The organism is Acinetobacter sp. P8-3-8, assembly GCF_000214135.1.
GTDB lineage: Bacteria > Pseudomonadota > Gammaproteobacteria > Pseudomonadales > Moraxellaceae > Acinetobacter.
The window spans coordinates 65,847-91,766 of sequence record NZ_AFIE01000008.1 but is presented as its reverse complement, the minus strand read 5'-3'; the positions used below and the strand labels follow the sequence as shown (position 1 = coordinate 91,766).

General features: G+C 38.6%; 21 protein-coding genes and 4 tRNA genes. 13 read left to right on the top strand and 12 right to left on the bottom strand.

Translation table 11 applies throughout. The features are described 5' to 3' along the window. The first annotated feature begins 31 nt into the window (after positions 1-31). From GGG_RS0105900 to GGG_RS0105890, 3 genes are all read left to right on the top strand, one after another. Positions 32-107 (top strand) — tRNA-Ala (locus GGG_RS0105900). Between the two features lie 31 nt (positions 108-138). Beyond that, positions 139-214 (top strand) — tRNA-Glu (locus GGG_RS0105895). 161 nt (positions 215-375) lie between these two features. Beyond that, on the top strand, positions 376-717 hold the full coding sequence (locus tag GGG_RS0105890) for a hypothetical protein (RefSeq protein WP_010113029.1): 342 nt from the start codon (positions 376-378) through the stop codon (positions 715-717). Positions 718-805: 88 nt separating this feature from the next. On the opposite strand, the gene GGG_RS0105885 is transcribed toward GGG_RS0105890, so the two are convergent. Further along, a complete protein-coding gene (locus tag GGG_RS0105885) occupies positions 806-1,831 on the bottom strand; it encodes a cation diffusion facilitator family transporter (protein WP_010113027.1) in 1,026 nt (341 codons plus the stop codon). Positions 1,832-1,990: 159 nt separating this feature from the next. Between GGG_RS0105885 and GGG_RS0105880 the strand changes: the two genes are divergently transcribed. Continuing rightward, complete coding sequence (locus GGG_RS0105880) at positions 1,991-2,806, top strand: DUF4198 domain-containing protein (protein ID WP_010113025.1); 816 nt, start codon at positions 1,991-1,993, stop codon at positions 2,804-2,806. Positions 2,807-2,984: 178 nt separating this feature from the next. Here the strand turns inward: GGG_RS0105880 and GGG_RS0105875 are convergent, their stop codons facing one another. From GGG_RS0105875 to GGG_RS0105860, 4 genes are read right to left on the bottom strand one after another with little or no spacing between them, the layout of a single operon-like run. Beyond that, positions 2,985-6,242 carry an efflux RND transporter permease subunit gene (locus tag GGG_RS0105875; RefSeq protein ID WP_010113024.1) on the bottom strand — a complete coding sequence of 1,086 codons (3,258 nt, stop codon included), beginning with the start codon at positions 6,240-6,242 and terminating at the stop codon, positions 2,985-2,987. Continuing rightward, complete coding sequence (locus tag GGG_RS0105870; protein WP_010113022.1) at positions 6,232-7,506, bottom strand: efflux RND transporter periplasmic adaptor subunit; 1,275 nt, start codon at positions 7,504-7,506, stop codon at positions 6,232-6,234. Before GGG_RS0105870 ends, GGG_RS0105875 begins: the two co-directional genes overlap by 11 nt. Before the next feature lies 1 nt (position 7,507). Further along, positions 7,508-8,887, bottom strand: a complete 1,380-nt coding sequence (locus GGG_RS0105865) for a TolC family protein (RefSeq protein ID WP_010113020.1) — start codon at positions 8,885-8,887, stop codon at positions 7,508-7,510. 57 nt (positions 8,888-8,944) lie between these two features. After that, positions 8,945-9,361, bottom strand: coding sequence for a cation efflux protein, CzcI-like (locus GGG_RS0105860; protein ID WP_029574469.1), 417 nt, complete (start codon positions 9,359-9,361; stop codon positions 8,945-8,947). Positions 9,362-9,653: 292 nt separating this feature from the next. Between GGG_RS0105860 and GGG_RS0105855 the strand changes: the two genes are divergently transcribed. Further along, complete coding sequence (locus GGG_RS0105855) at positions 9,654-10,019, top strand: SEL1-like repeat protein (RefSeq protein ID WP_010113016.1); 366 nt, start codon at positions 9,654-9,656, stop codon at positions 10,017-10,019. A 356-nt stretch (positions 10,020-10,375) separates the two neighbouring features. Beyond that, the gene (locus GGG_RS0105850) at positions 10,376-11,263 is read left to right on the top strand and encodes an SDR family NAD(P)-dependent oxidoreductase (RefSeq protein ID WP_010113014.1); all 888 of its coding nucleotides are present in this window, start codon (positions 10,376-10,378) and stop codon (positions 11,261-11,263) included. 49 nt (positions 11,264-11,312) lie between these two features. Here GGG_RS0105850 and GGG_RS0105845 read toward each other — a convergent pair whose 3' ends face one another. Further along, positions 11,313-12,224, bottom strand: a complete 912-nt coding sequence (locus GGG_RS0105845) for a LysR substrate-binding domain-containing protein (protein WP_010113012.1) — start codon at positions 12,222-12,224, stop codon at positions 11,313-11,315. A 110-nt stretch (positions 12,225-12,334) separates the two neighbouring features. Here GGG_RS0105845 and GGG_RS0105840 point away from each other — a divergent pair, with 110 nt between their 5' ends. Continuing rightward, on the top strand, positions 12,335-13,090 hold the full coding sequence (locus GGG_RS0105840; protein WP_010113010.1) for an SDR family oxidoreductase: 756 nt from the start codon (positions 12,335-12,337) through the stop codon (positions 13,088-13,090). An 86-nt stretch (positions 13,091-13,176) separates the two neighbouring features. Continuing rightward, complete coding sequence (locus GGG_RS0105835) at positions 13,177-13,422, top strand: hypothetical protein (RefSeq protein ID WP_010113008.1); 246 nt, start codon at positions 13,177-13,179, stop codon at positions 13,420-13,422. Positions 13,423-13,490: 68 nt separating this feature from the next. Here GGG_RS0105835 and GGG_RS0105830 read toward each other — a convergent pair whose 3' ends face one another. Further along, entirely contained in the window at positions 13,491-14,591 is a 1,101-nt protein-coding gene (locus GGG_RS0105830; protein ID WP_010113005.1) for an SDR family oxidoreductase, read from the bottom strand. 110 nt (positions 14,592-14,701) lie between these two features. Between GGG_RS0105830 and GGG_RS0105825 the strand changes: the two genes are divergently transcribed. Then, entirely contained in the window at positions 14,702-15,085 is a 384-nt protein-coding gene (locus tag GGG_RS0105825) for a MerR family transcriptional regulator (protein ID WP_010113003.1), read from the top strand. Between the two features lie 56 nt (positions 15,086-15,141). Here GGG_RS0105825 and GGG_RS0105820 read toward each other — a convergent pair whose 3' ends face one another. Next, positions 15,142-17,526, bottom strand: coding sequence for a Tex family protein (locus GGG_RS0105820; RefSeq protein ID WP_010113001.1), 2,385 nt, complete (start codon positions 17,524-17,526; stop codon positions 15,142-15,144). A gap of 597 nt (positions 17,527-18,123) precedes the next feature. On the opposite strand from GGG_RS0105820, the gene ompR reads away from it, so the two are divergent. The 3 genes from ompR (at position 18,124) to GGG_RS0105800 (ending at position 22,163) form a co-directional block, all read left to right on the top strand. Then, positions 18,124-18,888 (top strand): two-component system response regulator OmpR, encoded by a 765-nt coding sequence (ompR, locus tag GGG_RS0105810; protein WP_010112999.1) that lies wholly within the window; start codon positions 18,124-18,126, stop codon positions 18,886-18,888. An 88-nt stretch (positions 18,889-18,976) separates the two neighbouring features. Then, positions 18,977-20,437 carry an ATP-binding protein gene (locus GGG_RS0105805; RefSeq protein WP_010112996.1) on the top strand — a complete coding sequence of 487 codons (1,461 nt, stop codon included), beginning with the start codon at positions 18,977-18,979 and terminating at the stop codon, positions 20,435-20,437. A gap of 205 nt (positions 20,438-20,642) precedes the next feature. After that, complete coding sequence (locus GGG_RS0105800) at positions 20,643-22,163, top strand: acetyl-CoA hydrolase/transferase family protein (protein WP_010112995.1); 1,521 nt, start codon at positions 20,643-20,645, stop codon at positions 22,161-22,163. A gap of 113 nt (positions 22,164-22,276) precedes the next feature. On the opposite strand, the gene GGG_RS0105795 is transcribed toward GGG_RS0105800, so the two are convergent. Continuing rightward, positions 22,277-23,914 carry a GMC family oxidoreductase gene (locus GGG_RS0105795; RefSeq protein ID WP_029574468.1) on the bottom strand — a complete coding sequence of 546 codons (1,638 nt, stop codon included), beginning with the start codon at positions 23,912-23,914 and terminating at the stop codon, positions 22,277-22,279. A 225-nt stretch (positions 23,915-24,139) separates the two neighbouring features. Here GGG_RS0105795 and GGG_RS0105790 point away from each other — a divergent pair, with 225 nt between their 5' ends. Next, positions 24,140-24,559: a GNAT family acetyltransferase gene (locus GGG_RS0105790; protein ID WP_010112991.1), complete on the top strand. Its 420-nt coding sequence runs from the start codon at positions 24,140-24,142 to the stop codon at positions 24,557-24,559. A gap of 57 nt (positions 24,560-24,616) precedes the next feature. On the opposite strand, the gene GGG_RS0105785 is transcribed toward GGG_RS0105790, so the two are convergent. The 3 genes from GGG_RS0105785 to GGG_RS0105775 form a co-directional block, all read right to left on the bottom strand. Continuing rightward, complete coding sequence (locus GGG_RS0105785) at positions 24,617-25,387, bottom strand: class I SAM-dependent methyltransferase (protein ID WP_010112990.1); 771 nt, start codon at positions 25,385-25,387, stop codon at positions 24,617-24,619. Positions 25,388-25,563: 176 nt separating this feature from the next. Continuing rightward, a tRNA-Phe gene (locus GGG_RS0105780) sits at positions 25,564-25,639 on the bottom strand. Positions 25,640-25,775: 136 nt separating this feature from the next. Continuing rightward, positions 25,776-25,851: transfer RNA gene (locus GGG_RS0105775), tRNA-Phe, on the bottom strand. Positions 25,852-25,920 lie beyond the last annotated feature (69 nt).

Below are 25,920 nucleotides of genomic sequence, written 5' to 3'. Positions count from 1 at the left end.
CAATATGCCTAATATTGCGCTCACACAGACTGGGGTCATAGCTCAGTTGGTAGAGCGCTACAATGGCATTGTAGAGGTCAGCAGTTCGATCCTGCTTGGCTCCACCACTTTAAAATCCTCTGTTGTGTTGCCTCACTTGTCCCTATCGTCTAGAGGCCTAGGACATCGCCCTTTCACGGCGGTAACCGGGGTTCGAATCCCCGTAGGGACGCCATATTCAAGATGGCGACATCTTATAGAAAACCCAAGCATCATGACTTGGGTTTTTTATTGTCTAAATTTTATTGATAAGATTTTCTTGGCATTTTCTTACGACTTTTGCATTCTGCATAATTACGATTAAAATGACAGTCAGATTAAAAATATGGAGCGACCATGCAATACCAATGTCCAAAATGTCAAAGTCGGAAAATTATTCCTGTTGCAAGTGCCAATGAGCCTGCTGCACGTCCAGTTGTGCCAAAAAGCCTCGTATTTTTAATCCCTTTGCTTTTTATCCTTCTTTTATTGGTTGTCATTAGTATTGCAATGTGGATTTTCGGCAATGGTGCAGGACAAACCTTACAAATCGCCACTGTGGTAGTGTTTATTGCAACGGTGATTGCAGGTTTATTATTTTGGCGTGACCTTCCTGATTTTAAAATTTCTATGCAATCTTTCATGCAAGCCAATAAAGAATGGAAATGTCGTGATTGTAATCACCAATGGAAAATTTAATTTTCTAAATTTCTTTTAAAAATAGGCTTCGTCAAATCCAACAGCATCTACTCAATAGATGCTGTTTTTCTTTATATCCTTTTATGGCTTACTTCTGCTTCGCCTCGTGATCGTAATCGTGATCGTGATCGTGATCGTGATCGTGATCGTGATCGTGATCGTGATCGTGATCGTGATCGTGATCGTGATCGTGATCGTGAACATCATGCGCTTTTAATTCATGTGCGCATGCGATGCATTGATCATCTTCGATTTGCAAGGTCATTTCAGTAATACCATGCTCATGGCTTAATACTTCAATTGCGTCCTGATACACTCGATTATGATCAGCAGTAGGTGCAAATAAATGCACAGTTAAATGGATATTTTTCGAAGTAATCGCCCAAACTTTTAATTGGTGAATACTTTCAACACCATTCACTGTTAATAAATCATTGCGCAGTTTTTCTATATCAATTTCTTCAGGGACACCTTCCAATAAAATATTGATACTTTGTTTTAATAAAATCCAAGTTCGAGGTAAAACCCAAAAACCAATCAAAACGGCAATCACCGTATCGACCCACATCCACCCTGTAAAATAGATGATTGCACCACCAATAATGACACCGATCGAACCGACTGCATCACTCAATACTTCAAGATAAGCCCCTTTCACATTGAGATTCTCTTGTGAGCTTGAGAATAGAATTTTCATCGAAATCAAATTGATGATCAGTCCAATCACCGCAACAATCATCATTCCCATACTTTGAATTTCAGGAGGATGGCTAAAACGTTGATAGGCTTCGAATAAAATATAAATGGCGACCATGAATAACATACAGGCATTGAACAATGCTGCCAAAATTTCAAAACGCTGATAACCAAAAGTGCGTTTATCATCGGCAGGTAATTTACCAATTTTAATCGCCACCAAAGCAATAGCCAGTGCAGCAGCGTCCGTAAACATATGAGCCGCATCTGATAGCAAAGCCAAACTCTGCGTTATAAAACCTGCTATCACTTCAATAATTAAAAATGTTGTGGTTAATGCCAGTGCAAAAGTCAGTTTTCTTGCATTGCCTTCTGTTACAACTGCATGATTATGATCATGTCCTGCATGTTCACCCATGACCTACCTCTTTGAGTTATTTATTGTTTAAAACCATTTCAATTAAAACGCCAAGAATAGTAATGATAATTATTATCAAACAATAATATTCTCATATATACTCTCTAACCAATGGCCTTGTTGTATGAACAACGTTTTAAAGCATTAGGATAATGTCACATGAAAAAATATATCTTTCCAAGTCTACTTTTAAGCTCACTTTTTTGCACTGCCGTGCACGCACATGAACCCTATGTTGCACCATTGAGCTATCTCACAGCAAATACACAAATTCCTGTCATCAGTGCTTATGCAGAACAAGCTTTAAATGCTGAATATGCATTAAAACAACCCTCTTTCACCATCACTCAACCTGACAATACCAAATCTGAAATTCAAACGACTGAACATTTAAAAAGTGCTACGGTTTTTGATTTACCGTTAAAAGACTCAGGCACCTATCAGATTTCTACTCAGATTTCTTATCCTTTAAAATACGTTCAACATAATAAAGAATGGAAAATGTTCTTTGATATGCCAGCAGATCAAGCGACACCGATTGCTGAACGTGACTACGTCATTCCATCTGACTTTAAAAAAGCGCCGACACCTGTAGAAATTACCCGTGAATGGTCAATTCAAAGCTTTGTGTCTAAAGATAAAACTTCACCTGTGAGTGGTATAAGCACCTCACCAATTCAAGTTGAATTTAAAACCCATCCCAACAGTATTTATGCTCAACAACCTGTACAAGTCGTCATCAAAAAATCAGGTCAAACCTTTAAAAATGCAGAACTTCTCATTCGTGCTCAAGGTCAAACCGACAAACAAGCTCAAAAAGTCACAGTCAATCCAGATGGTTCAGCCACTTTAACTTTCCCGCATTCAGGTCAATATTTAATTGAAGCTGGAGAAATATTTGATACTAAAAATAAACCTGTGAATCAGCACTACACCATTATCAGTGTAGGCGTATTGCCTGTTTTAGCCCAATAATAAATGTGAATAATGAATTGAATCATCACGTTCAACTCTCATCATAATTCACTAAAAATTTTCTTCCTCATCTTGCAAAATATGCTCCTCTCCTTTTCAAAAAGAGGAGCATTTTCCTAACAATTATACTTTTAAGTCTGTTTCAGACTAAAAATTATGGTCGAATGGTTTCATCATTTCACTCAACCTTCTTTCCCTCATTCATCCAGCGATAAATCACAGGTAAGATCAACAAAGTCAGAAAGGTTGAAGACACGATTCCACCAATAACCACTGTAGCCAAAGGACGTTGTACTTCTGCCCCTGTTCCAGTCGCCAAAGCCATCGGAATAAAGCCTAAAGAAGCGACACATGCGGTCATTAATACAGGTCTTAAACGTAGAGTTGCGCCTTGCCAAGTGGCTTGATAAATATCTAATTGTTGACGCAATTCTTTGATAAAAGTCAGCATCACCAAACCATTTAAAACAGCCACACCAGACAGCGCAATAAAGCCTACCCCTGCTGACATCGACAATGGAATATCACGCAACCACAAGGCGACTAAGCCACCACATAATGCAAAAGGTACACCTGTGAACACCAACAAGCTTTCCTTAACGTTATGAAAAACCGCCATGAGTAAAATAAAGATCGTGATTAAAGCCAAAGGTACAACCAACTGCATTCTGGCTTTTGCAGATGTTAAATTTTCAAACTGTCCACCATAATCCAACCAATACCCTGCTGGCATGTCTTGTTTAGCGAGCGTATTTTGTAGTTCTGTGACGAATGAACCTAAATCACGTCCTTCTACATTGACAGTAACCACCACACGGCGCTTCCCGTCCTCACGACTCACCTGATTAATCCCGAGGATATTTTCAACCTTCGCCACATCTTGAAGTTGAATCAGACCACCATTCGGCGTTTGTATTGGCAATACCGCCAAATGTTCGGGTGTGCGCTGCGCATCATCCAAACGAATCACGAAGTCAAAACGACGATCACCTTGTAGAATCTGCCCTACATTTTGCCCACCGACACTGGTTGCAACCAAGTCTTGAATGGCTTTCACAGATAATCCATATTGCGCTGCAACAGCTTTATTCACTTCTACATTGATCAGCGGTAAGCCAGACGTTTGTTCAACATTGACTGCGGTAGCACCTGAAATAGTTTTGATTTGTTGTGCGATACGGTTGGCTTGCTGGTTTAAAACCTCCATATCATCACCAAAAATTTTCACTCCAACATCGCTACGCACACCTGAAATGAGCTCATTAAAGCGCAACTCAATCGGTTGAGAAAACTCACTATTGTTCCCAGGCAAAGTACTGAGAAAAGCAATCATCCGTTGTCGTAATTCATCAATGTTTTCATCAGGATTGCTCCATTGCTCATGTGGTTTAAGCAATACCACAGCATCGGAAATATTCGGTGGCATAACATCAGTTGCGACTTCCGCAGTTCCTGTACGTGCAAATATGGCTTTGATCTCTGGAAATGCCTTCAGCAATAACTTTTCAGTATTTTCCTGCATACGCAAAGATTGTTCTAAGCCTGTACTCGGTGAACGCATTTGCTGTACTGCAAAATCACCTTCGCTTAACGTCGGTGCAAACTCACTGCCTATTTTTGTTGCTAGAACACCTGTTAAAACAAGCACACATACAGCCAATGTGACCACGAAAAATTTAAATTCATACGCGATATTGAGCAACTTCTCATAATTTCGCTTTAACCATAACATCCAACGGCTTTCTGTTTCTTTCACTTCACCTTTGACAAATAAAGCCACTGCCGCAGGTACAAAGGTTACGGAAAGAATCATTGCGCCAAGCAATGCCAATACCACCGTCATCGCCATAGGATGGAACAACTTTGCTTCCACACCTGATAAAGCGAAGATCGGTAAATACACGACGAGGATGATCAATTGCCCAAAAATCAATGGACGACGTGCCTGTCTCGCTGCGAGAAAAACTTCTTTAAAGCGTTCATGTTTGGTTAATAAACGCCCTTTAGCATGTTGAGCTTCAGCCAAGCGTCGAATACAGTTTTCGACAATCACCACTGCGCCATCCACAATAATACCGAAGTCCAAAGCCCCCAAACTCATCAGATTGGCACTGATCTTTTGCTCCGCCATCCCCGCTAAAGTGAATAACATCGACAAAGGAATCACACAGGCGGTAATCAATGCAGCTCTAAAATTTCCTAAAAATAGGAATAAGATGATAATGACTAGAATCGCACCTTCTACAAGGTTCTTCTGTACGGTTTGAATGGCTCGTTCTACAAGGTCTGTACGGTCATAAACCGTTTCTATCACTACACCTTTCGGCAAAGATTGCTGAACTTCTTTGACTTTGGCATCGACAGCTTTCGCCACTGTTCGGCTATTCTCACCCATCATCATCATGGCGATGCCGAGTACAGCTTCCTCGCCATTATAGGTTGCGCCACCAGTCCGCAAGTCATGCCCAATAGACACCTTGGCAACATCTGCAACTCGAATCGGAAAGCCATTTTTATGTGCAATACTGACATTTTGAATATCTTCAATACTGTTCAATGTTCCCGGTACACGTACCGTCATTTGCTGACCGTTATTTTCAATAAAACCTGCACCACGGTTTTCATTATTTTCAGTCAAAGCAGTTTGTAAATCAGTCACTGGAATCTGCAACTGTTGCAAACGATTCAGGTCTGGAGTCACCACATAGGTTTTATTAAACCCACCTATAGAATTGACCTCAGCCACGCCTGCAACACGTTGCAATTGTGGACGCACAATCCAGTCTTGGATTTCACGTAAATCCATTGCAGTATAAGGCGTACCATCAGCCTTTTTCGCATTCGGCTCAGCTTTAATCACCCATTGATAAATTTCGCCCAACCCTGTAGATACAGGTGACATCGTTGGCGTAATAGTATTGGGTAATTCTGCCTGTGCTTCCTGTAAGCGCTGATTAATCTGCTGCCTTGCCCAATAGATATCTGTACCATCTTTAAAAATAATGGTCACTTGCGATAAGCCATAACGAGAAATAGAACGGGTTTGTTCTAGCTTTGGCAGCCCTGCCATCGAATTTTCAATCGGATAAGTAATCCGTTGTTCAACTTCTAAAGCAGTAAAACCTGTTGCCTGTGTATTAATTTGTACTTGAGTATTGGTAATATCTGGCACAGCATCAATGGGAAGTTTTTGATAACTGTAAATACCGACAGCAATCCAAGCGACGATAAACAGCATCACCCAAATTGCGTTTTGAATAGAAAATTGAATCAGTCGATCAAATAAACCTTCAGACTTAGGTAATGTCGCATCTAAATCAGAACTAGTATTCGAGTTTACATGGGCGTTTGAGTTTGAATGCGGATTTGATTCAGAACTTGATTGTGGACTTGATTCAGGATTTGATTCAGAACTTGGAGAATCATTAGTGTTCATGACTCGCTTCTCCTTTTTCTAATTCAGACTTCAACAAAAAACTGCCCTGTGCAGCATATTGTTGCCCCTGAGTTAAACCTGACTGAATTTCAATCCACTGCCCATCACCCGATATTTGTCCGAGAACCACAACTTGCGCTTTAAATTCAAGTTTCCGATCATGTTCAGATGCAACAAAAACCACATCCTTAGCTTCAACCTTTTGTATCGCACTTTTTAACACTCTGAGTGCTTGCGCTGAACCTGTTTGTTGAAGCTGGACATTGACCATTAAGTTCGGACGTAATTCAGTCGCTTTCGATAAAACTTTGGCACGAACTTGAAGACGACCTGTTTGTGCATCGGCTTCACTGTTTAAACTTTGAACTTGTGCTGTGAAAATATTGCCTGTTTGCAAGGATTTGAATTCAATCTTTTGATTCGGTGCAAGTGCTGTAAATTCAGCATTTGGCGCAATAAATTCAAGCCATAACTGATCTAATTGATCAATAATAAAAAGTTGGTCTGCCAGTTGAACATTCTCACCGACCACCAAATCTTTTTTACTGATCACCCCTGAAATGGGTGCAGTTAATACATAACGACCATTTGAACTTGATGCTGCACCAAAAGCCGATAAACGTGATTTAGTCGCTTGCAACTGAATCTGTGCTTGCCTATAAGCATTATAAGCCCGTTGATAGTCCTGCTTAGCAGAAATACCTTGCGACCACAATTGACGTTCACGCTCATAGTCTTGTCGAGCAAGCTCAAGATTGGTTTGAACTATTTGCAAATTGGCTTGTTGATCAACCAAATCAGGAACCAGTAACGTAGCTAAAGCCTGTCCTTTTTGTACATGTTGCCCTAGCTCTACATTTACAGCCTCGACATGACCACTAAACGCAGGTGATACATGCGCTTGACGATCTGTATTGACCGTAATTTTGGCAGGATAAGATGCAGATTTAATCACAGTACCCATTTCAGCTTTCGCCAACTGCACACCTTGTTCCGTGATTTGCTGAGCAGTCAAAGTAATAGTTTCGGCGTGTTCCTCCTCACCTTCAGCATGCTCTTCTTTCTCGCCTCCTTTTTCACCTTCTTCATGCACATGCTCTGCTGTTTCAGCATGCCCATGCTCATCCTTTTTGGCAGGTTGATCTTTATCTGAAATAAATAGCCCGATTGCCAATAATGCCGTACTGATGAATGCAATAATAATTAACAGCTTTTGGGAAATTTTACCGCTTTGATTTTTTAAAATATTTTGTAGATTTCGCATATTAATTTCCCCCACCAATCACTGGTAAAGCTTGTGTTTCCTGCCATAAACTTTGATTAATCTGAGCAACCGCATCCTTTGCCATGACCTGACTTGGTTCAATACCTAAACTTAAACTCTCTGCTTCAATTGCGCGTTGCCAAGCTTCCTTTAACAATTGCACCTTTCGCATACGCACATCCTGCAATTGCAAAGTCGCTTGCTGTACATCGGTCACTGCAAATTTTCCTGCACTAAAGCCTTGCAAAGTTTTACGTTGTACTTGAGTTGCAAGTGGAAGTTGGGTTTGCTCAAGCGCCTTAAATTGCACTTCTAATCCCTGTAGTTCAGTCAATAATGTTCCGATTTGCAGTGCATTCTGCTTTAAATAAAATAATTGCTGCTTCGCCAATAAATCCTGTTTGGCTTGCGCAATCTGTACGCCATATTGCTGACGATTAAAAATATTTAAAGGAACAGAAACACCAACAACCAGTGTATTTTCAGTGGTGGTTTCAGGAGATTGGGTTCGATTCATTCCAACATTTACTGTCGGATTAGGACGTGCCGATGCCTTTAATTGATCGACGGTTGCCTTGGCTTCTAAGACGTTTAACTGACGTGATTTTTCAAACAGATTTTCAGCAAGATACTGTTGCACCTGCTGATGCGTCGATGCAGGCCATAAAGATTGAGGGCTTAAACCAATCACAATAGACTTATCAACTTCGCCCCACAAACTTGACAATTGTTGTGTCAGCACTTGCACCTGCAAATCTGCTTGGCGATATAAACGTTCATTTTCAGCATGGCTTAAGCGAGCTCGATCGACATCAACTTGCGCAATACTGCCCGCTTGATAACGCTTTTGAATCGCATTCAGATTTTCTTCACTGACTTTAAGCTGCTGTTGAACCACATTGCGCTCAAGTTCGAAAATAGCCAGTTGTGACCATAAATACTTCACAGCCAATGAAAGCTGAGCCTGATAAATTTTCTGTTTTAAATCTGTTTGATCTTTAGATATTTGAGCTAGTTTCTGCGTAGATTTACGTTGACCAAATAAATCCAGTTGTTGCGAAATACCGATCGCAAGCTCTTTTTCTGGGTCAGATCCAAAGCCTGTTTGCTCTATGGACAACTCAGGATTTATCCACAGTTTTGATTGTTTTATATTCGCAGATGCAATTTGCTGTTGCGTTTTCCACACATCTTGCGATTGCTGATACTGCTCAACTTTTTGAATCGCTTGAGTCAATGTCAGTGGATTTTGTACTGTATTTGCATAAGCAATATTTGTATAAAAAGGAGATGAAACAATCCCCATCCATAACCCACTGATCACAGATAATTTAAGCACAGCGCTACGTCTGGCTTTTACATGACATAATTTTTTAGACATTTGAATGCCCCACTAAATGAAATAATGAGTGGTGGGCAATTTTTTGGCTACCCCACCTTATAGCGGGGTAGGTATAGGAGGAGGATCTTGCAAAAACAGATGAGGTGACTGATACAAATTTTCCCAGTCAATAAATGCAGGCTCGGCATAAGTCACCGATCTAGGCTGATCAGTTTGTTGTTGTACATCAGCGACCATGAAGTGCGCAAAAGAAGGCAAATGATCACGATGATCATCTTGGAAATTATCAATAAAATCAGTATTTAAACCATTCTCTATACTGCCAGATGATTTTTTATGACTGCTATCGCTTTCACAATGCAGCGCAACGTGATGCCCAAAATGCGTTTGAACGTTTTGGATCTGAGTTTTTTTCAGGTTTTCATGGCCGCAAAAAGCCGCAGCCACATTCCAAAGACTTTGGAACATGAACAGACTCAATATTGCTGTAATGAAAAAACCTGAACGCTTCACACGTTTAGCCCAAATAGAAAATTGCCATGAAGGCAATATAACAAATAAATCAGTGTAATAAAATTACATCAAAATGATGATGAAAGAATGGGAACGTGTGAAATATGACGTGATAAATCTCATAAACATTCATGACAATTATACATATTATAAAAAACATACAAATCGCAATTGACAATTTACAATTAGTTATTTGCAAAGTGCAAAAAACAAGCTAAATTAACTATATCTAATCATTTTTCCGATTAGTTCTCTCTTTTACTTTGTTAATGGATTAGCAAGGAGGTTGTATATGTTAGTACATATTTTGAACCGTTTTTTAGGAGATTCTACATCTCGCTACGCATTTGAAAAAAATGTCTCAGAAGCCTCTTTAGAGAAATCTCAAGCACACGATTTTGAAAGCAAAAATTCATTCCAAGAAGTTCCTTCAGACTCAGCAGATAATCGTAATGCGATGTGGTGTTATCTCCGAGCCGCTTTACGAGGAGATCAAGAAGCACAATATAAAATGGGTTTAAGCTATTTAAATGGGCAGCTTGGTTTAGATCGTAGCTATAGTCATGCTGAAAAATGGCTTGAACAAGCAGCCCACCAAGGTCATACCCATGCGAAGGAAGAGCTAACAAAAGCGTACGATGAACTCGCTTTTTCATAAATAATGGCAAAAATATTACACTATTTTTCCATGAACAGAGCTGTGTTCAGCTCTGTTTCCAACCTGTTTAGAAATATATTCACTTGAATTTATTTGATTATTTTTTAGCCTTTCTACCTGCATCTTCGCTTTTAATGTTCTGCAAGATATGGTAAAAATCACTAAATAAGTGAAAAAATTATAGAGCATTTACTCTATAAATATTTTGTAAATTCATAAACTTAAGCCTAGTAATTTTATTTTTTTTGTATATTATTGCGCCCAATAAATCTGATCACCTTTTATACAAAGCCATGATCGCCCCGAAACAACAAATACAGCCCATATATTCATTCCAGTAAATCAGGGAAACAGCTATGAATCAAAAATTAGAGCAACTTTTTCAATCAAAAGTTCAAGGTAAAATTGCACTAATTACAGGTGCATCAAGTGGTATCGGTTTAACGGTTGCAAAAAAACTTGCTGCAGCAGGTGCGCACGTACTTTTAGTTTCTCGCACAGAAGAAACATTAAAAGAAGTTCAAGCTGAAATTATCGCTGAAGGCGGTCAAGCTGATATTTTCCCTTGCGATTTAAACGATATGAATGCGATTGATGAAGTATCAAAACAGATTATTGCATCTGTGGATCATATTGATATCTTAATCAATAACGCAGGTCGCTCAATCCGTCGTGCTGTACATGAGTCTGTAGATCGTTTCCATGATTTCGAACGTACAATGCAGTTGAATTATTTCGGTGCAGTTCGTTTGGTTTTAAATGTTTTACCACAAATGATGGTTCGTAAAGACGGTCAAATTATCAATATCAGCTCGATTGGTGTTCTAGCCAATGCAACTCGCTTCTCTGCTTATGTTGCATCAAAAGCTGCGTTAGATGCTTTCAGTCGTTGTTTATCTGCTGAAGTTCATTCGCATAAAATTGCAATTACTTCAGTTTATATGCCTTTAGTACGTACTCCAATGATTGCGCCGACTAAAATTTATAAATACGTACCAACACTTTCACCAGAACAAGCAGCTGATTTAGTCGCTTATGCAATTGTGAAACGTCCGAAGAAAGTTGCAACGAATCTAGGTCGTTTAGCATCAATCACTTATTCAATCGCACCTGAAATTAATAACAAATTGATGTCGATTGGTTTTAACTTATTCCCAAGCTCTACAGCTTCTGTAGGCGAACCACAAAAGTTAAATCTAGTACAACGTGCTTATGCGCGCTTGTTCCCAGGTGAACATTGGTAAGATTAACGACCAATTAATCACTTTAAATAAATCGTTATCAAATAAAGAATTATAATGAAATGGAAAGCTTACTTTTAAGTAGGCTTTCCAACCAAAGAATAAAATATTGGAAATAACTCGGTCGATATTTACGCTCTAAAAATAAAAAATTAATATCGAGCTTAAAACACGCTTCTTCTTCTAAAAGTCTGACTAATTTCTGATCATGTATAAATGGAATTGCATCAAATGCAGGTATTTGGAAAATCCCCAGACCTTGTAAACCTGCCTGTAAATAACTTTCTGTATCTTCAACTGATAGCCGATAAGGTAGCTCAATCTGTCGATCCTGAAACTCCAACTGGCTCCAACCTGAGTCATTGTTTTTAAGTTGATATGCAATCATAAAATGATTTTGTGCATGATCCATTTGAATCGTATCTATATCAATCACATCATTATAATCTTGAAGGTAGCTTGTTGAAGCGACTGTATACAAATCCACCTGAGCAATCGGGCGAGCAATTAAATGCCCTTCATTCACATTTCCTACACGTACAACACAATCCAAACGTTCTTCAATTAAATTTGAAAAATCATCATTGCTGTGTATTAAAACTCTCACTTGAGGATATTTTTGATAAAATTCATCTAAATGAGGAATTAAATATTGTGTCGCCATTCTAATCGGTAGACCAATTCTGATCTGTCCAACATGTTCACGATTCTGTAGTTTAAATTTATTTAATTCTTCAGACTTAATGATCAGTTGCCGAACTTCCTGATAGAAAAAAACACCATCATTGGTTAAATTCACCTTCCTTGTTGTTCGATTCAACAACAACACTTCATATTCTTTTTCAAGTGATTGCACAGCATAAGTAATGCTTGAACGTGGAAGATTTAATAGGTTTGCAACTTGCGCGAATGATTGTTTTTCAGCAACTAAACAAAATATTTTTAAACGCTCAATTTTATCCATCTTTATTATTCAATTTATTCGAATAGTCTATTCAATTCTACTTACTATTTCACATAAAAAATAGCTCATACAATCATTCATTGTTTTTATACATGAATTGGACAATAAAAATGACACAACATTCTTTAAACGGTAAAACAGCAATTATTACAGGCGGAGCAAAAAATTTAGGTGGTCTGATTGCACGTAAATTTGCAGAACATGGTGCAAATCTCGTTATTCATTACAATAGTGCTGCAACATTAGCAGATGCTGAACAAACTCTCGCTGATGTGGAAAAATTAGGTGTGAAAGCCGTCCTCGTTCAAGCAGATTTGTCTGATATTCAAGAAATTGATCGTTTATTTATTCTTGCTAAAGAAACTTTTGGCGGTGTGGATATTGCCATTAATACTGTAGGCCGTGTATTGAAAAAACCTTTTGTGGATACAACTGAACAAGAGTTTGATTCCATGAATGATGTCAATAATAAGATTGCTTATTTCTTCATTCAATCCGCGGGTAAGCATTTAAATAACAACGGAAAAATCTGTTCAATCGTGACCAGTCTTTTAGCTGCTTATACAGGTTTATATTCCACATACGAAGGCTTAAAAGCGCCTGTAGAGCACTATACACGAGCTGCGTCTAAAGAGTTCGGTGAGCGTGGTATTTCAGTGACTGCGGTCGCTCCTGGCCCAATGGATACGCCTTTCTTCTACGGTCAAGAAGCTCCAGAAGCCGTGGCTTATCATAAATCGGCTGCTGCATTAGGTGGTTTGACTAAAATTGAAGATATTGAGCCTTTAGTACGCTTTTTGGTGACGGATGGTTGGTGGATTACAGGTCAAACTATTTTCGCAAATGGTGGCTATACCACTCGTTAATCCTCCTTCTTAAATTTTTGATATGAGCTTCTATCGATAGCTAGATATAACACGTTCAATATATCGATAGAAGCTCAGGAAAACATATGCGTACGTTGATTATTATTAGTATAGGTCTTTGTATTGGTTTTATTTTAATCGGTTTTTTGCCTAAAAAATTTCAAATCATTGCGGGTATCATTTTTAGTCTTGTTTGGGCTGGTGTTGTATTTTGGAATTTGACTTTAGGGCTGTCGCATGGCTATACCCTAGCAGAAGAATTACAGATTCAGCTTTTGATCTTCTTTGTTCCCGTGACTGCTTATTGGGGATACTTTTTGTTTAAGAACTAAATCCTACTGAAAGCTTTATTCTCTCCCTAGAAAAACAGCCATTGATTAGAAATGGGTGTTATCTAAAATTATAAATGAATATTTTTATCCACCCAAATTGTTGTATTTTCAATGGTCTTTTTCAAATCTGTTTCTGGAATTTTCCATTTTTGATTTAAGGTAAGAAAATGATCTATATTCAATTTCTCAGTTCTTATAAAGTTAAGTGATTCAGAAGATAAATCTAATTTTGTTGCCAACCATTTACATTTCAAAATTATTTTTAAAATTGATAAAGATATAAATTGAGTAGGCGCTTTAACACTCAATGCTTGAGCCATCGTTACAATCATTTGCTGTAAAGAAATCTGCTCTGGATTGGCTATCAAAATATCTTGATTAATTGTCCTTTGATCCTGTGCAGCATAAACAATTGAATCCACTAACAAATTAATAGAAACCAAAGGCAAATAATGCTGTGGTGTTGCTGGAATTGCAGTCATTTTCCCTTGTTTTAATTGAAGAATGATATCTGTAATAGGCTGATTTTCTGTAATTTCTCCAGAACTTTCTTCACCTATGACTGTTGCAGGATGAATCACTGTCCAATCGATATTCAGCCGTTCTGTAGATTTGATCCATGTAAAATGACCTTCAACTTTTGAAGCCTCATATGCACCTAAGCGCTCATATACTTTGTCCCAATTCGTTTGCTCTATTTGCTCTAAATTTATACCCGCCTTTTGTAAATGCTGAGTCAGTGTTGACATATAACCCGAAAGATGGACAGCCCGTTTTAGTTGACAGTGCTGAGTCACGCAATTTAATACATTTATCAGCCCCTCAACATTTACAGCGCGAGCTTGCCGTTTGGACAAATTCCATGCAAATAAAGCACTCGTATTAAAAAGATAGTTCACATTCTTAAGCTTTAACCAATTCTCATCAGATATGCCCAAATTAGGTAAAGTTATATCTCCTTGAATATATTTTAATTTTTCGGTATTAACATCTTTCCGCTGTAACCAGTCTTGCAATGCTGTAGGTTGATGCTTTATATCTCGGCAGATTGCAAATACCTGAAATTTCTCTTGTAATAACCGTGCAATTAGAAAACGCCCAACGAATCCTGTTGCTCCTATGACTAAAGCGACGTTAGTTACGTTATCTATTGTTTGATGATCTTGCATGAAATGATGCTCTTTTGAATTCTTCATGCATAAGCTAAACTGTGGAGTATGCTCTATGGTCAAGCCCTAATCATTAAACTTTTTTAATAAAAATAACAGTGGAGAATTCGATGCTGATTGGTGAATTATCAAAATATTTGAATCTGAGCCGTGATACGATTCGCTTTTATGAAAAACTTGATCTGATTCAACCTTTAATTCGCAATAATGGTTATAAAGACTATTCTGAACAAAATATTCAACAATTAAGACTGATCCAAACAGCTAAAAGTTTAGGATTTACATTAACCGAAGTTAAACAGATCTCAGATCTTATTCACGTCAATGACATCCCCTCTGAGCAATTTCACAAAATTTTAGAAGACAAACTCAATGTAGTTCAAAATAAGATTGCACAACTACAAAGCATGCAATCTTTGCTAGAAAACTTAATCACGAAAGAACCCTGCCCTTTTCAAAAGGACTGCGATGTTTCAAATATCAATAAACAATAAAAATAAAAAAACCGCCTTTCGGCGGTCTTTTACTGAGTAAGCTCAGCAATCAAAAGTTACTTCGAACCTTTAATCCCTGCTTGTAATAACAACGCACCTAAACCACCAATTTTATTCTCTTGTGGTTTTGCTGCTTGAGGTTTATTACCATGACGAGCTGCTTTGTCTTTATTGTCATGATTTTTATCCTGATTAGGACGAGCACCTTGTGGACGTTTACCTTGTGGCTTACGCTCACCACGTTGTTCATTGTTATTGAACTCACGTTTTTGACGAGGTGCTTTAGCTGGTGCTTCCGAACCTTCTGGGCGCATAGACAAATTGACACGATTACGTTCAGCATCCACAGTTAAAACACGCACTTGAACGATTTGACCTGGCTTGACCACTTTATGCGGATCAGAAACAAATTCATTGGCAAGTTCAGAAATGTGAATTAAACCATCTTGATGTACACCAACATCGACGAAAGCACCAAAGTTGGTCACATTGGTAATCACACCTTCCAATTGTAGACCTTCAGTCAACTGAGCTACTTCTGTGATGTCTTCACGGAATTTTGCAGTACGGAATTCAGGGCGAGGATCACGACCTGGTTTTTCAAGTTCGTTCAATACATCTTGAATCGTTGGAAGACCAACAGTGTCATCAACAAAACTTTCAGCCTGTACTTGGCGAATGATTTCAGTATTTCCAATGATGTCTTTGACTGTTGTTGCTTTTGCTTCAACAATTTTATTCACCAAACCATAAGATTCAGGGTGAACAGCCGATGCATCTAAAGGCTCAGAACCTGCTTGAATACGTAAGAAGCCTGCCGCTTGCTCAAATGTACGCTCGCCTAAACGTGGTACATTTTTGAGTGCTTGACGATTGTCAAAGCGGCCATTTTCTTTACGATAATCAACAATTTGCTGCGCAATCGACTTATTCAAACCTGCAATATAAGACAGAATTGCAGGAGATGCCGTATTCACATCCACACCAACAGAGTTTACACAGTCTTCAACCACAGCTTCGAGTGTTTTAGCCAAACCTGTTTGGTTTACATCATGTTGATACTGACCTACACCAATCGATTTAGGATCAATTTTCACCAATTCTGCTAATGGATCTTGTAAACGACGAGCAATAGACACCGCTCCACGAATAGAGACATCAAGATCAGGCAATTCAGCAGAAGCCAATTCTGATGCTGAATAGACTGATGCACCTGCTTCAGACACTGAAACACGTGTTAATTTCAGATCACTGTTTGCAGTCATCATTTCTGCAACAACAGCTTCAGTTTCACGACTCGCTGTACCATTTCCAATTGCGATTAAATCGACATTGAATTCACGACACAAACGCGCTAGTTCAGCAATTGAACCTTCTTTATCTTCTTTTGGTGCAAATGGATAAATCGTGCTGTGTGTAACCACATCACCAGATTCATTCACTACCGCCAATTTCACGCCTGTACGAATACCAGGGTCTACACCCAATGTGCAACGTGAACCTGCAGGTGCTGAAAGCAATAAATGACGAAGGTTTTCAGCAAAAACATCCATTGCTTCAGCTTCGGCAGCAAGACGCTTTTCAGTCAATAATGAATGTTCAATCGTAGGGCGAACTTTGCCTAACCAGAATAGTTTTGCAGTTTGCTTTAAGAAATCTTGACGAGCTTGTGGCTGAACCGTTTCAAGATCGTATTCTGTTTCAATACGAACCAATGGCGCATCATCTTGACCATCAACTTTAAGACCTAATACATTTTCTTGGCGACCACGTAGCATTGCCAATAAACGATGTGAAGGTACTTTATTCAGATTTTCGGAAAAATCGAAGTAATCACGGAATTTCTTACCAACTTCTTTTTTCTCATCAGAAGCCACTAAGCTTTTTAATACAGCAGTTTTGGCAAACGTTGTTTTAAGATCTGTCGTCAATCCAATATTTTGCGCCCATTCATCGATGATGATGTGCTGAATCGCATCCAACTGACTTTCTACGTCTGCATAATCCTCATGACTAAAACCAGCCAATGCTTCTGTCGGATCAACATTTTCGCTGAGAATTTTTTCAGCAATTGGGCCTAAGCCTGCTTCTTTTGCTTTAAATGATTTACTGGTACGCTTCGGACGGTACGGTGCATAAAGTTCTTCTAATGCATTTTTTGTTTCCGCAGCGTTCACGCGTGCAAGTAAATCATCTGATAACTTGTTTTGTTCTTTTAAAGATTCGATTACTTTTTCACGGCGCTCAAACAAATCACGTAAATAAACAAGACGTGTATCAAGTTGGCGTAATTGTGTATCGTCTAAGCCCTGCGTTACTTCTTTACGGTAACGTGCAATAAATGGAACACTAGAACCTTCATCAATCAGTTTAATGGCAGCTTCTACTTGGTTTGGACGTACGGCAAGCTCACTTGCCAACTGCTGAACTAAGTCAGTCATCGTGTTTAATTCCACAAGGATAAGGACTAAAAGTTAGTGATTATAAAGACCAAGACCATAAAATCCACAATTGTTTTACAAATTAGCAGTGAAAAAAATGATTAAAGATCGTTTTTCTTAAATTTTTACAGTGTAATTGGGTATTTTCACACAATTTCAAAAATAATGGCTTGGTCAATCAACTTTACATTCGACTCATTTTACCTTTCTCTTTAATTAAAAATACAAAGTAATATTGCTTTTTTAATTCAAAATTATCGTGTATACCTGTTTGAATATCATCGATTTGAATATGACTTAAAAATCATTCTAATAGGTTAGGGTCTGTTGCTTGTATTTCTAATGATAAAAAATGATGAATATATACGCTTAAACAAAAACTTATTATCAAAATACATCAATTTTTCATTTGCAAATGTTATATCTTTTTATTTATAAACATAGAATGAGCTCGATAATTTCAACATGTTGTTTTTTGGTTTCAAAACAGGCTTAAAATTGTAATTTTGAGCAATTTGATACATAGTCTTAACAAGAACTTAGGCATTATACTGAGATTAACGATCGTCATAATTTACAATATTAAGGGAGTGCATCATGAGTTTGGTTGTACCTGCTGAAAATACAGATGTTGTACAAAACGAAACTGACCGTGTCGAACGCATTTTAGTTGTCGATGATGATGTGCGTTTGCGTACCCTTTTACAGCGTTTCTTGGAAGATAAAGGTTTTGTAGTAAAAACTGCACACGATGCGACACAAATGGATCGTTTACTGCAACGTGAACTGTTTTCATTGATTGTTTTAGATTTCATGCTTCCTGTAGAAGATGGTTTAAGCATTTGTCGTCGTTTGCGCCAATCGAATATTGATACACCGATCATCATGCTCACAGCACGTGGTAGCGATTCTGACCGTATTGCAGGTCTTGAAGCGGGTGCAGATGATTATTTACCAAAACCATTTAATCCAAATGAGTTATTGGCACGTATTCGCGCGATCTTACGTCGTCAAGTTCGTGAAGTCCCGGGTGCGCCAAGCCAAAACGTAGAAGTGGTTTCATTTGGCCCATGGTCACTGGATCTTTCGACACGTACATTAACCCGTGAAGGACAAGTTGTTACCCTCACTACAGGTGAATTTGCAGTTTTAAAAGCATTGGTACAACATCCGCGTGAGCCATTAACTCGTGATAAGTTAATGAATCTTGCACGTGGTCGTGAATGGGGTGCTATGGAACGTTCTATCGATGTCCAAGTATCTCGCTTGCGTCGTTTGATCGAAGAAAATCCTGCCCGCGCACGTTATATTCAAACGGTTTGGGGCGTCGGTTATGTCTTCGTTCCAGATGGTGCTGAATAATATTTAAGTTTGTATAAGCCTATCTCGATAGGCTTATTTTATTTTAAAACATTGATATTTAATTAATACAAAATATCTGGACATATCAGTGAAATTAGAACCCATAGACCCACAAGAATTTACCGATTTCTCTACCTACCAAGAAAGAAAACGCACGCCTTGGGAGCGTTTCTTAGACAAAATCAAACCCCGTTCTGCAGCCATGCGTACTACGGTTTTGGTTTTATTCGTGGTTTTTTTCAGCCTTTTTATGTCGTTATGGTTCTTTTGGAAAACACTCTATTTACCTGAAATTCAACAACATGCAAGATTTTTAGCTGTTGAATTGGAAATGATCAACAATCCACGCTTACAGATTTATCATGATGAAGTACAACTTGACATAGATGAGTGGTTAAAACAAAGAGTCGGTGTTGAATATGTGACTGACCCTAAAGAATATCCCAATGTTAAAGATAAAATAATTGCAGACTTTTTCACCAACCGTGTTGAACGCCAACTCGCCAAAGAGTTGAATATGAAAAATGTCACAGTCTACTTTCAGTTCAAGCCGAGTCCGAGAATCTGGGTACAAACTCCTGAAATGAATGGGAATTGGGTTCGTGAACCACTGAAAACCTATGCCAATTATAGCCCTGAACTTATTTTAGGTTGGTTATTGGGTATTCCTCTAATTGCCGCAGCCATTATTTTAACCTTGGTTCGACAGCTCAACCGACCTTTACGCCGACTACAAAATGCGGCCAATAATTATAGTAAAACAGGCAAAGCACCTTATCTTGAAACCAATCATGGCCCACAAGAAATTCGTGAAGTGAATCAAGCCTTTAATCATATGATTTACACACTTGAGCAGACTGAACGAGATCGTCAAATCATGCTCGCGGGCATCTCACATGATTTGCGCACCCCCCTCACTCGAATTCGTTTAAGCGCAGAAATGATGTCTGATGATGACTTTCTGAAAGAAGGTGTAATCTATGATGTAGATGATATGGATGCGATTTTAAGTCAGTTTATTTCCTATATGCGAGATGGTTCAGATGAAGCACTTCAAGACACCAATATCAATATTTTATTACAAGAATTAGTCATTCAATTCAAACCGCTGGATATTCGTTTTACGCCGAATGAATTACCAATGATTACTGCCCGTTCACTGTCCCTTAAACGACTGATTGGTAACTTAATCAATAATGCAAAACGTTATGGTGCTGAACCAATTGAACTGAGTGCTTTTGTTGAAGATGAACATATCAAAATTTGTGTAGCTGATCATGGCGAAGGAATTCCTGAAGACCAAATTGAAGACTTGATGCAGCCTTTTGTACGTGGAAATTCAGCAAGAACTGTTCAAGGCAGTGGTTTAGGCTTGGCTATTGTCAAACGTATTGTCGATATTCATCAGGGTGAAATATCGGTTTCTAACCGAGCGACTGGTGGTTTACAGGTCATTATTTCATTGCCCATTGCAATAAAAGAGGAAAATGAGCCGACAACTTCTAATCCAATTCAAAAAATTAAACAAAGCTTAACCGATCGTTTTTAACGATCGATTAATTAAACAACATTCAGCTTTGGCTGTTTCACAAACAGCCAATATTATTTTATTAATAAATAATAACTTGAAAATCATCATTATTTTTTATACCCGCATTTTTTGAAAAAATTAGACCTTAGCATTAGAGGCATGCACAATTTAGTTTCAGAGCGGTACAATCCGTCTAGCATTGAACAAGAATTGAGCGTAAACCATGTCTTTAGATCGTATTCGTTTAGCATCTCTCCATGACAAAGTCATGAGCGCAGAACAAGCTGCAACTTTTATCCAAGATGGTATGACTGTAGGTATGAGCGGTTTTACTCGTGCAGGTGAAGCGAAAGCTGTACCTCTCGCATTGGTAAAACAAGCTAAAGTAAATCCGTTAAAGATTACTTTAATCACAGGTGCTAGTCTTGGTAACGACCTAGACAAACAATTAACTGAAGCTGGTGTACTTGCGCGTCGTTTACCGTTCCAAGTAGACAACACACTTCGTAGAGCAATTAACTCTGGCGATGTGATGTTCATCGATCAGCATTTGTCTGAAACTGTTGAGCAAATGCGTAATCTTCAATTGAAAAAGCCTGATGTTGCTGTGATTGAAGCTGTTGCGATCACTGAAGACGGCGGTATTATTCCGACGACTTCTGTAGGTAACTCTGCAAGCTTTGCAATCTTCGCTGAAAAAGTGATTGTTGAAATCAATACTAATTTAAGCCCAGCATTTGAAGGCTTACACGATATTTATATCCCTACGTATCGCCCAACTCGTCAACCAATCCCATTGACTCAAGTGGATGAGCGTATTGGTACACATGCGATCAATATCGATCCTGCAAAAATCGTCGGTATCGTATTTAACAGTGAACTCCATGATTCTCCGTCTACTGTGACTTTACCAGATGATGAAACTCAAGGAATTGCCAATCACTTAATCGCATTCTTTGAAAATGAAGTGGCTGAAAAGCGTTTACCTGCAAACTTAGGTCCATTACAAGCTGGGATTGGTTCAATTGCCAATGCAGTATTGACTGGTCTTAAAGATTCAAACTTTGAAGATCTAGTGATGTATTCTGAAGTTCTTCAAGACTGTACTTTCGAATTGATCGATGCAGGCAAAATGAAATTCGCTTCAGGTTCTTCAATTACACTTTCTGCAAAATATGGCGAAAAAGTATTTAATAACCTTGAACAATACAAAGACAAATTAGTACTTCGTCCACAAGAAATTTCAAACCATCCTGAATTGGTTCGTCGTTTAGGCATCATCGGTATCAACACTGCATTAGAGTTTGATATTTACGGTAATGTAAACTCAACTCACGTCTGTGGTACCAAAATGATGAATGGTATCGGTGGTTCAGGTGACTTTGCACGAAATGCACACTTGGCGATCTTCGTAACTAAATCGATTGCTAAAGGCGGCGATATTTCATCAGTTGTACCTTTCGCTTCTCATATTGACCATTCTGAGCATGATGTTGATATTCTTGTGACTGAACAAGGTCTTGCTGATTTACGTGGTTTAGCGCCTCGTGAACGCGCTCGTGCAATCATCGACAACTGTGCTCACCCAATGTACCGTGATGCATTGAATGATTACTTTGATCGTGCTTGTGAAAAAGGTGGTCATACACCTCACATTCTTCGTGAAGCGCTTTCATGGCATTCAAACTTTGAAGAATCAGGTCATATGCTGGTTGCTCAAGAACAAGTTAAAAAATCTGCATAAGTTTTTAAAACCCATGTAGAAACAAAAAACGCCCTAACGGGCGTTTTTTAATTTCAACATTCAATAACCCAACCAACAACTCAACCAGAAAATCAAACAACTACACTTTCTTTTTAATACACACTTTCTTTCTTTTTAATAAATGCCACACCCGCCTGATCCTGACGAATCATATCTACCGCTTTCTCAGCAATCATCATAGATGGTGCATTGGTATTGCCATTCACCACTTTTGGCATAATAGAAGCATCAACAACACGCAGATTTTGAATACCATAAACACGTAAACGGGCATCAACCACAGCCATATCATCTATGCCCATTTTACAACTGCCTACAGGGTGATACACCGTATCTGAGCGATCTCGAAGAACTTCACGGATTTCCTCATCTGTTTGCACATTGGCAGTAAACAAGTCTTCTTTAACCATGCTTTTAAAAACACTCGATTCCATCAGTTGCTTGGTTTTCTTAAAGCCTTTGACCATTTCTTCCAAATCAGACTCATCACCGTAAAAATCAGGATCGATTAACAAGGGATCATCAATACTTGGCCCACTGATTTTAATTGAGCCACGGCTTTTCGGATTGAGTAAACACACATGACAAGAAATACCATGCCCGACATGCATCGTCCGTGCATGATTATCGACCAATGCCACAACAAAATGTAATTGTAAGTTCGGTAATTGCTGTTCTGCTGAACTTTTCAGAAAACCGCCACATTCAGCAAAATTAGTGGTGATCAAACCACGGCGTTCTTTGCGATAGCGCTGAATTTGCTTAATAAGATCAATCGAGCCTGGGATAGATAGCCCAAATGTGCCTTGAATATCACTGACTTTATATCCAAAAATAAAATCAGGATGATCATGAAAATTCTGACCGACACCGGGCAAATGATTCTTTACCTCAATCCCATGTTTAGCCAATTCTTTTTGATCACCCACACCTGAAAGCATTAAAATCTGCGGTGACTGCATAGCCCCTGCACTGAGAAGCACTTCACGGCGCGCATACGCTTGTTTAAGCTGTCCACCTTGTTTGTATTCCACCCCAACAGCCACACCCTTTTCAATCAAAATACGATGTGTTTGTGCATAGATTTCAACGGTTAAATTTTTACGATCACGGTGTGGAAATAAGTATGCACGTGCAGAACTACAGCGCTCACCATTGATATGTGTGACTTGGTAGACTCCAAGCCCTTCTTGTTCAGCACCATTAAAATCATCAAGAATGGTATAACCCTGCTCACGTGCCGCAGCTAGAAATTTCTCCTGAAGTGGATTATCGCTGTGTAAATCAGTTACGGATAATGGGCCTGCATTGCCATGATATCGGTTTGTAATTCTTTTATTATTTTCAGATTTTATAAAATAAGGAAGTACATCATCATAAGACCAACCTTCATTGCCCAATGCCGCCCAATCATCATAGTCTTGTCGATTGCCTCGAATATAAATCATGGCATTAATTGCTGACGAACCTCCGAGACATTTCCCACGAGGTTGATAACCTTTACGCCCATTCAAGCCTTTTTGTGGAATCGTTTCAAATGCCCAATTATTGATTTTTGTTGGAATGCTGATCACAGCGGCACTCGGAACTTCAACTTTCCATCCATCTCCAGCCCCGCCTGCTTCCAGCAAACATACAGATACGTTTGGATCTTCAGATAAACGCCCAGCCAATACACAGCCTGAACTTCCACCACCAATGATGATGTAATCATATTCCATTTTATTCACGTAAAATCCTTTTTTGTTTTGTCGTTATCTTTTTTATTATGCATGAATTTTCTCAATAAAAACGTTGTATTCACATGAAAATCATTCACGCTGATCCAGAATAGAAATCATGAAAGATTCTATCTCTACTGCTACAGATTTTGTTTAAAAAATAGACTTATCAATAAACTGGTTTTATATTAACCTGATGTAAACTTTCTAAAAACAAGAGATAGAATCAAAGCCATGTTTATTATTCGTCAATTCCAAGAAACAGATTTAGAAGATGTAATCGCATTGTGGGAAGTCTGTGATTTAACACGTCCATGGAATAATCCTGAAATCGATATTTTCCGTAAAGTAGCGCAAAAAGATGGCTTATTTTTATTGGCGGTCAAAGACGAACAACTCATCGCAACTGTTATGGGTGGCTATGATGGTCATCGTGGCTGGGTGAATTACCTAGCTGTTCACCCACATGTTCAACGCAATGGTGTAGCAACAGCACTCATCCAACAGCTGGAAAAGCGCTTAATCGCATTGGGCTGCCCAAAGCTACAATTGCTGATTCGTAAGGATAATATTGACGTACAAAGCTTTTATGAGCAATTGGGCTACGAAGAAATTGAAGCGGTCTGTTTAGGTAAACGTCTAATCCAAGATTAGGATACTCTTTGCTTGACGCTGTCATAAAGCAATAGCTTTCTGCCTTTCGCAATCGAATTACAGACCGATTTTTTTCATAAAGCTTTTTTTCTTACGTTTTTTATTCTTACCCACTCTTAAAAATACAGGAAACTCTATTGTTAACAAAGTTTGTTCAGCACTCAGAACTTCTGCCAAGTCGTGCAAAGGATTGATTTGATTTTTATCAATATAATGCTTCACAGCCGACCATGTTGATAAATATTTTAATAGCTGTGCAGATGACCATTGATATTCCATTTTCAATTCTGGCGTGCCTATTTCTTCAAATGGGAAAGGAATCGTGCGGTACTCTTCATCAATATAGTGACGCTCAGCATCCCAATAGCCGTGCAAAGTATCAAAATATAACTCTTGGATCTTTTGATTGATTAAATGATGTTCCACGTGAATCAATCCATAGCCCACCACAGCTAAAATACCATTCGGTTTCAGTGTTCGAGTAACTTCTCGATAAAATGCATCAAAATCAAACCAATGAATAGCTTGAGCAACAGTAATTAAGTCAAAGCTTTGTGCAGAAAATGAAGTCTTTTCTGATGGTTGTATTTGATAGCTGACATTTTCAAAATAAGGCGCATGTTGTAATTGTTGCTCACTGATATCCGTGGCAACCACATGGTCAAAATAAGGCGCTAAAAGTTGAGTAAATTGACCAGAACCTGCCCCACAGTCCCATACAAACTGCTGTTCAGGAACATGTTTGAGTATTTCCTGAATGACGATTTGTGGATAACTGGGTCGAGCTTGTTGATAAAGCTGACTACTGGTTGAAAATAAATCTTTCATTTTTCTTATAACAATCTATTCTTTTCATAAAAATTTATCTTACGACATTTCCACATCATACGCATACATTTTGTAAGACAATCAGATTAATTCCCGAAGGTCTATCACTCACATATTGTGTGATTACTTTTCTATAAACGAAAAAAAACCTCAAGTAATTGAGGTTTTTTTAAATATGGTGGCGAGACCCAGGATCGAACTGGGGACACACGGATTTTCAATCCGTTGCTCTACCTACTGAGCTATCACGCCGATGCGGTGTATTAAGCCGTATCTCAGCTCAATAGTCAATATAAATCATGACTTTTTTATTCAACCGAATATTTTTTACCCAAAAAAATCCCTGATGGGATCAGGGATTGAAATCTTAAAAAGAGTTTTTTAAATATGGTGGCGAGACCCAGGATCGAACTGGGGACACACGGATTTTCAATCCGTTGCTCTACCTACTGAGCTATCACGCCGATGGGGCGTATTAAACAATTTAACCGTAATGTCGTCAAGTCCTGTCTACATGTTTTTGTTCGATAGTC

Excerpts from the sequence above, each read along its gene's own strand:
- GGG_RS0105890 (WP_010113029.1), top strand. The coding sequence starts at position 376 with ATGCAATACCAATGTCCAAAATGTCAAAGTCGGAAAATTATTCCTGTT.
- GGG_RS0105885 (WP_010113027.1), bottom strand. The coding sequence starts at position 1,831 with ATGGGTGAACATGCAGGACATGATCATAATCATGCAGTTGTAACAGAA.
- GGG_RS0105880 (WP_010113025.1), top strand. The coding sequence starts at position 1,991 with ATGAAAAAATATATCTTTCCAAGTCTACTTTTAAGCTCACTTTTTTGC.
- GGG_RS0105875 (WP_010113024.1), bottom strand. The coding sequence starts at position 6,242 with ATGAACACTAATGATTCTCCAAGTTCTGAATCAAATCCTGAATCAAGT.
- GGG_RS0105870 (WP_010113022.1), bottom strand. The coding sequence starts at position 7,506 with ATGCGAAATCTACAAAATATTTTAAAAAATCAAAGCGGTAAAATTTCC.
- GGG_RS0105865 (WP_010113020.1), bottom strand. The coding sequence starts at position 8,887 with ATGTCTAAAAAATTATGTCATGTAAAAGCCAGACGTAGCGCTGTGCTT.
- GGG_RS0105855 (WP_010113016.1), top strand. The coding sequence starts at position 9,654 with ATGTTAGTACATATTTTGAACCGTTTTTTAGGAGATTCTACATCTCGC.
- GGG_RS0105850 (WP_010113014.1), top strand. The coding sequence starts at position 10,376 with ATGAATCAAAAATTAGAGCAACTTTTTCAATCAAAAGTTCAAGGTAAA.
- GGG_RS0105845 (WP_010113012.1), bottom strand. The coding sequence starts at position 12,224 with ATGGATAAAATTGAGCGTTTAAAAATATTTTGTTTAGTTGCTGAAAAA.
- GGG_RS0105840 (WP_010113010.1), top strand. The coding sequence starts at position 12,335 with ATGACACAACATTCTTTAAACGGTAAAACAGCAATTATTACAGGCGGA.
- GGG_RS0105835 (WP_010113008.1), top strand. The coding sequence starts at position 13,177 with ATGCGTACGTTGATTATTATTAGTATAGGTCTTTGTATTGGTTTTATT.
- GGG_RS0105830 (WP_010113005.1), bottom strand. The coding sequence starts at position 14,591 with ATGCAAGATCATCAAACAATAGATAACGTAACTAACGTCGCTTTAGTC.
- GGG_RS0105825 (WP_010113003.1), top strand. The coding sequence starts at position 14,702 with ATGCTGATTGGTGAATTATCAAAATATTTGAATCTGAGCCGTGATACG.
- GGG_RS0105820 (WP_010113001.1), bottom strand. The coding sequence starts at position 17,526 with ATGACTGACTTAGTTCAGCAGTTGGCAAGTGAGCTTGCCGTACGTCCA.
- ompR (WP_010112999.1), top strand. The coding sequence starts at position 18,124 with ATGAGTTTGGTTGTACCTGCTGAAAATACAGATGTTGTACAAAACGAA.
- GGG_RS0105800 (WP_010112995.1), top strand. The coding sequence starts at position 20,643 with ATGTCTTTAGATCGTATTCGTTTAGCATCTCTCCATGACAAAGTCATG.
- GGG_RS0105790 (WP_010112991.1), top strand. The coding sequence starts at position 24,140 with ATGTTTATTATTCGTCAATTCCAAGAAACAGATTTAGAAGATGTAATC.
- GGG_RS0105785 (WP_010112990.1), bottom strand. The coding sequence starts at position 25,387 with ATGAAAGATTTATTTTCAACCAGTAGTCAGCTTTATCAACAAGCTCGA.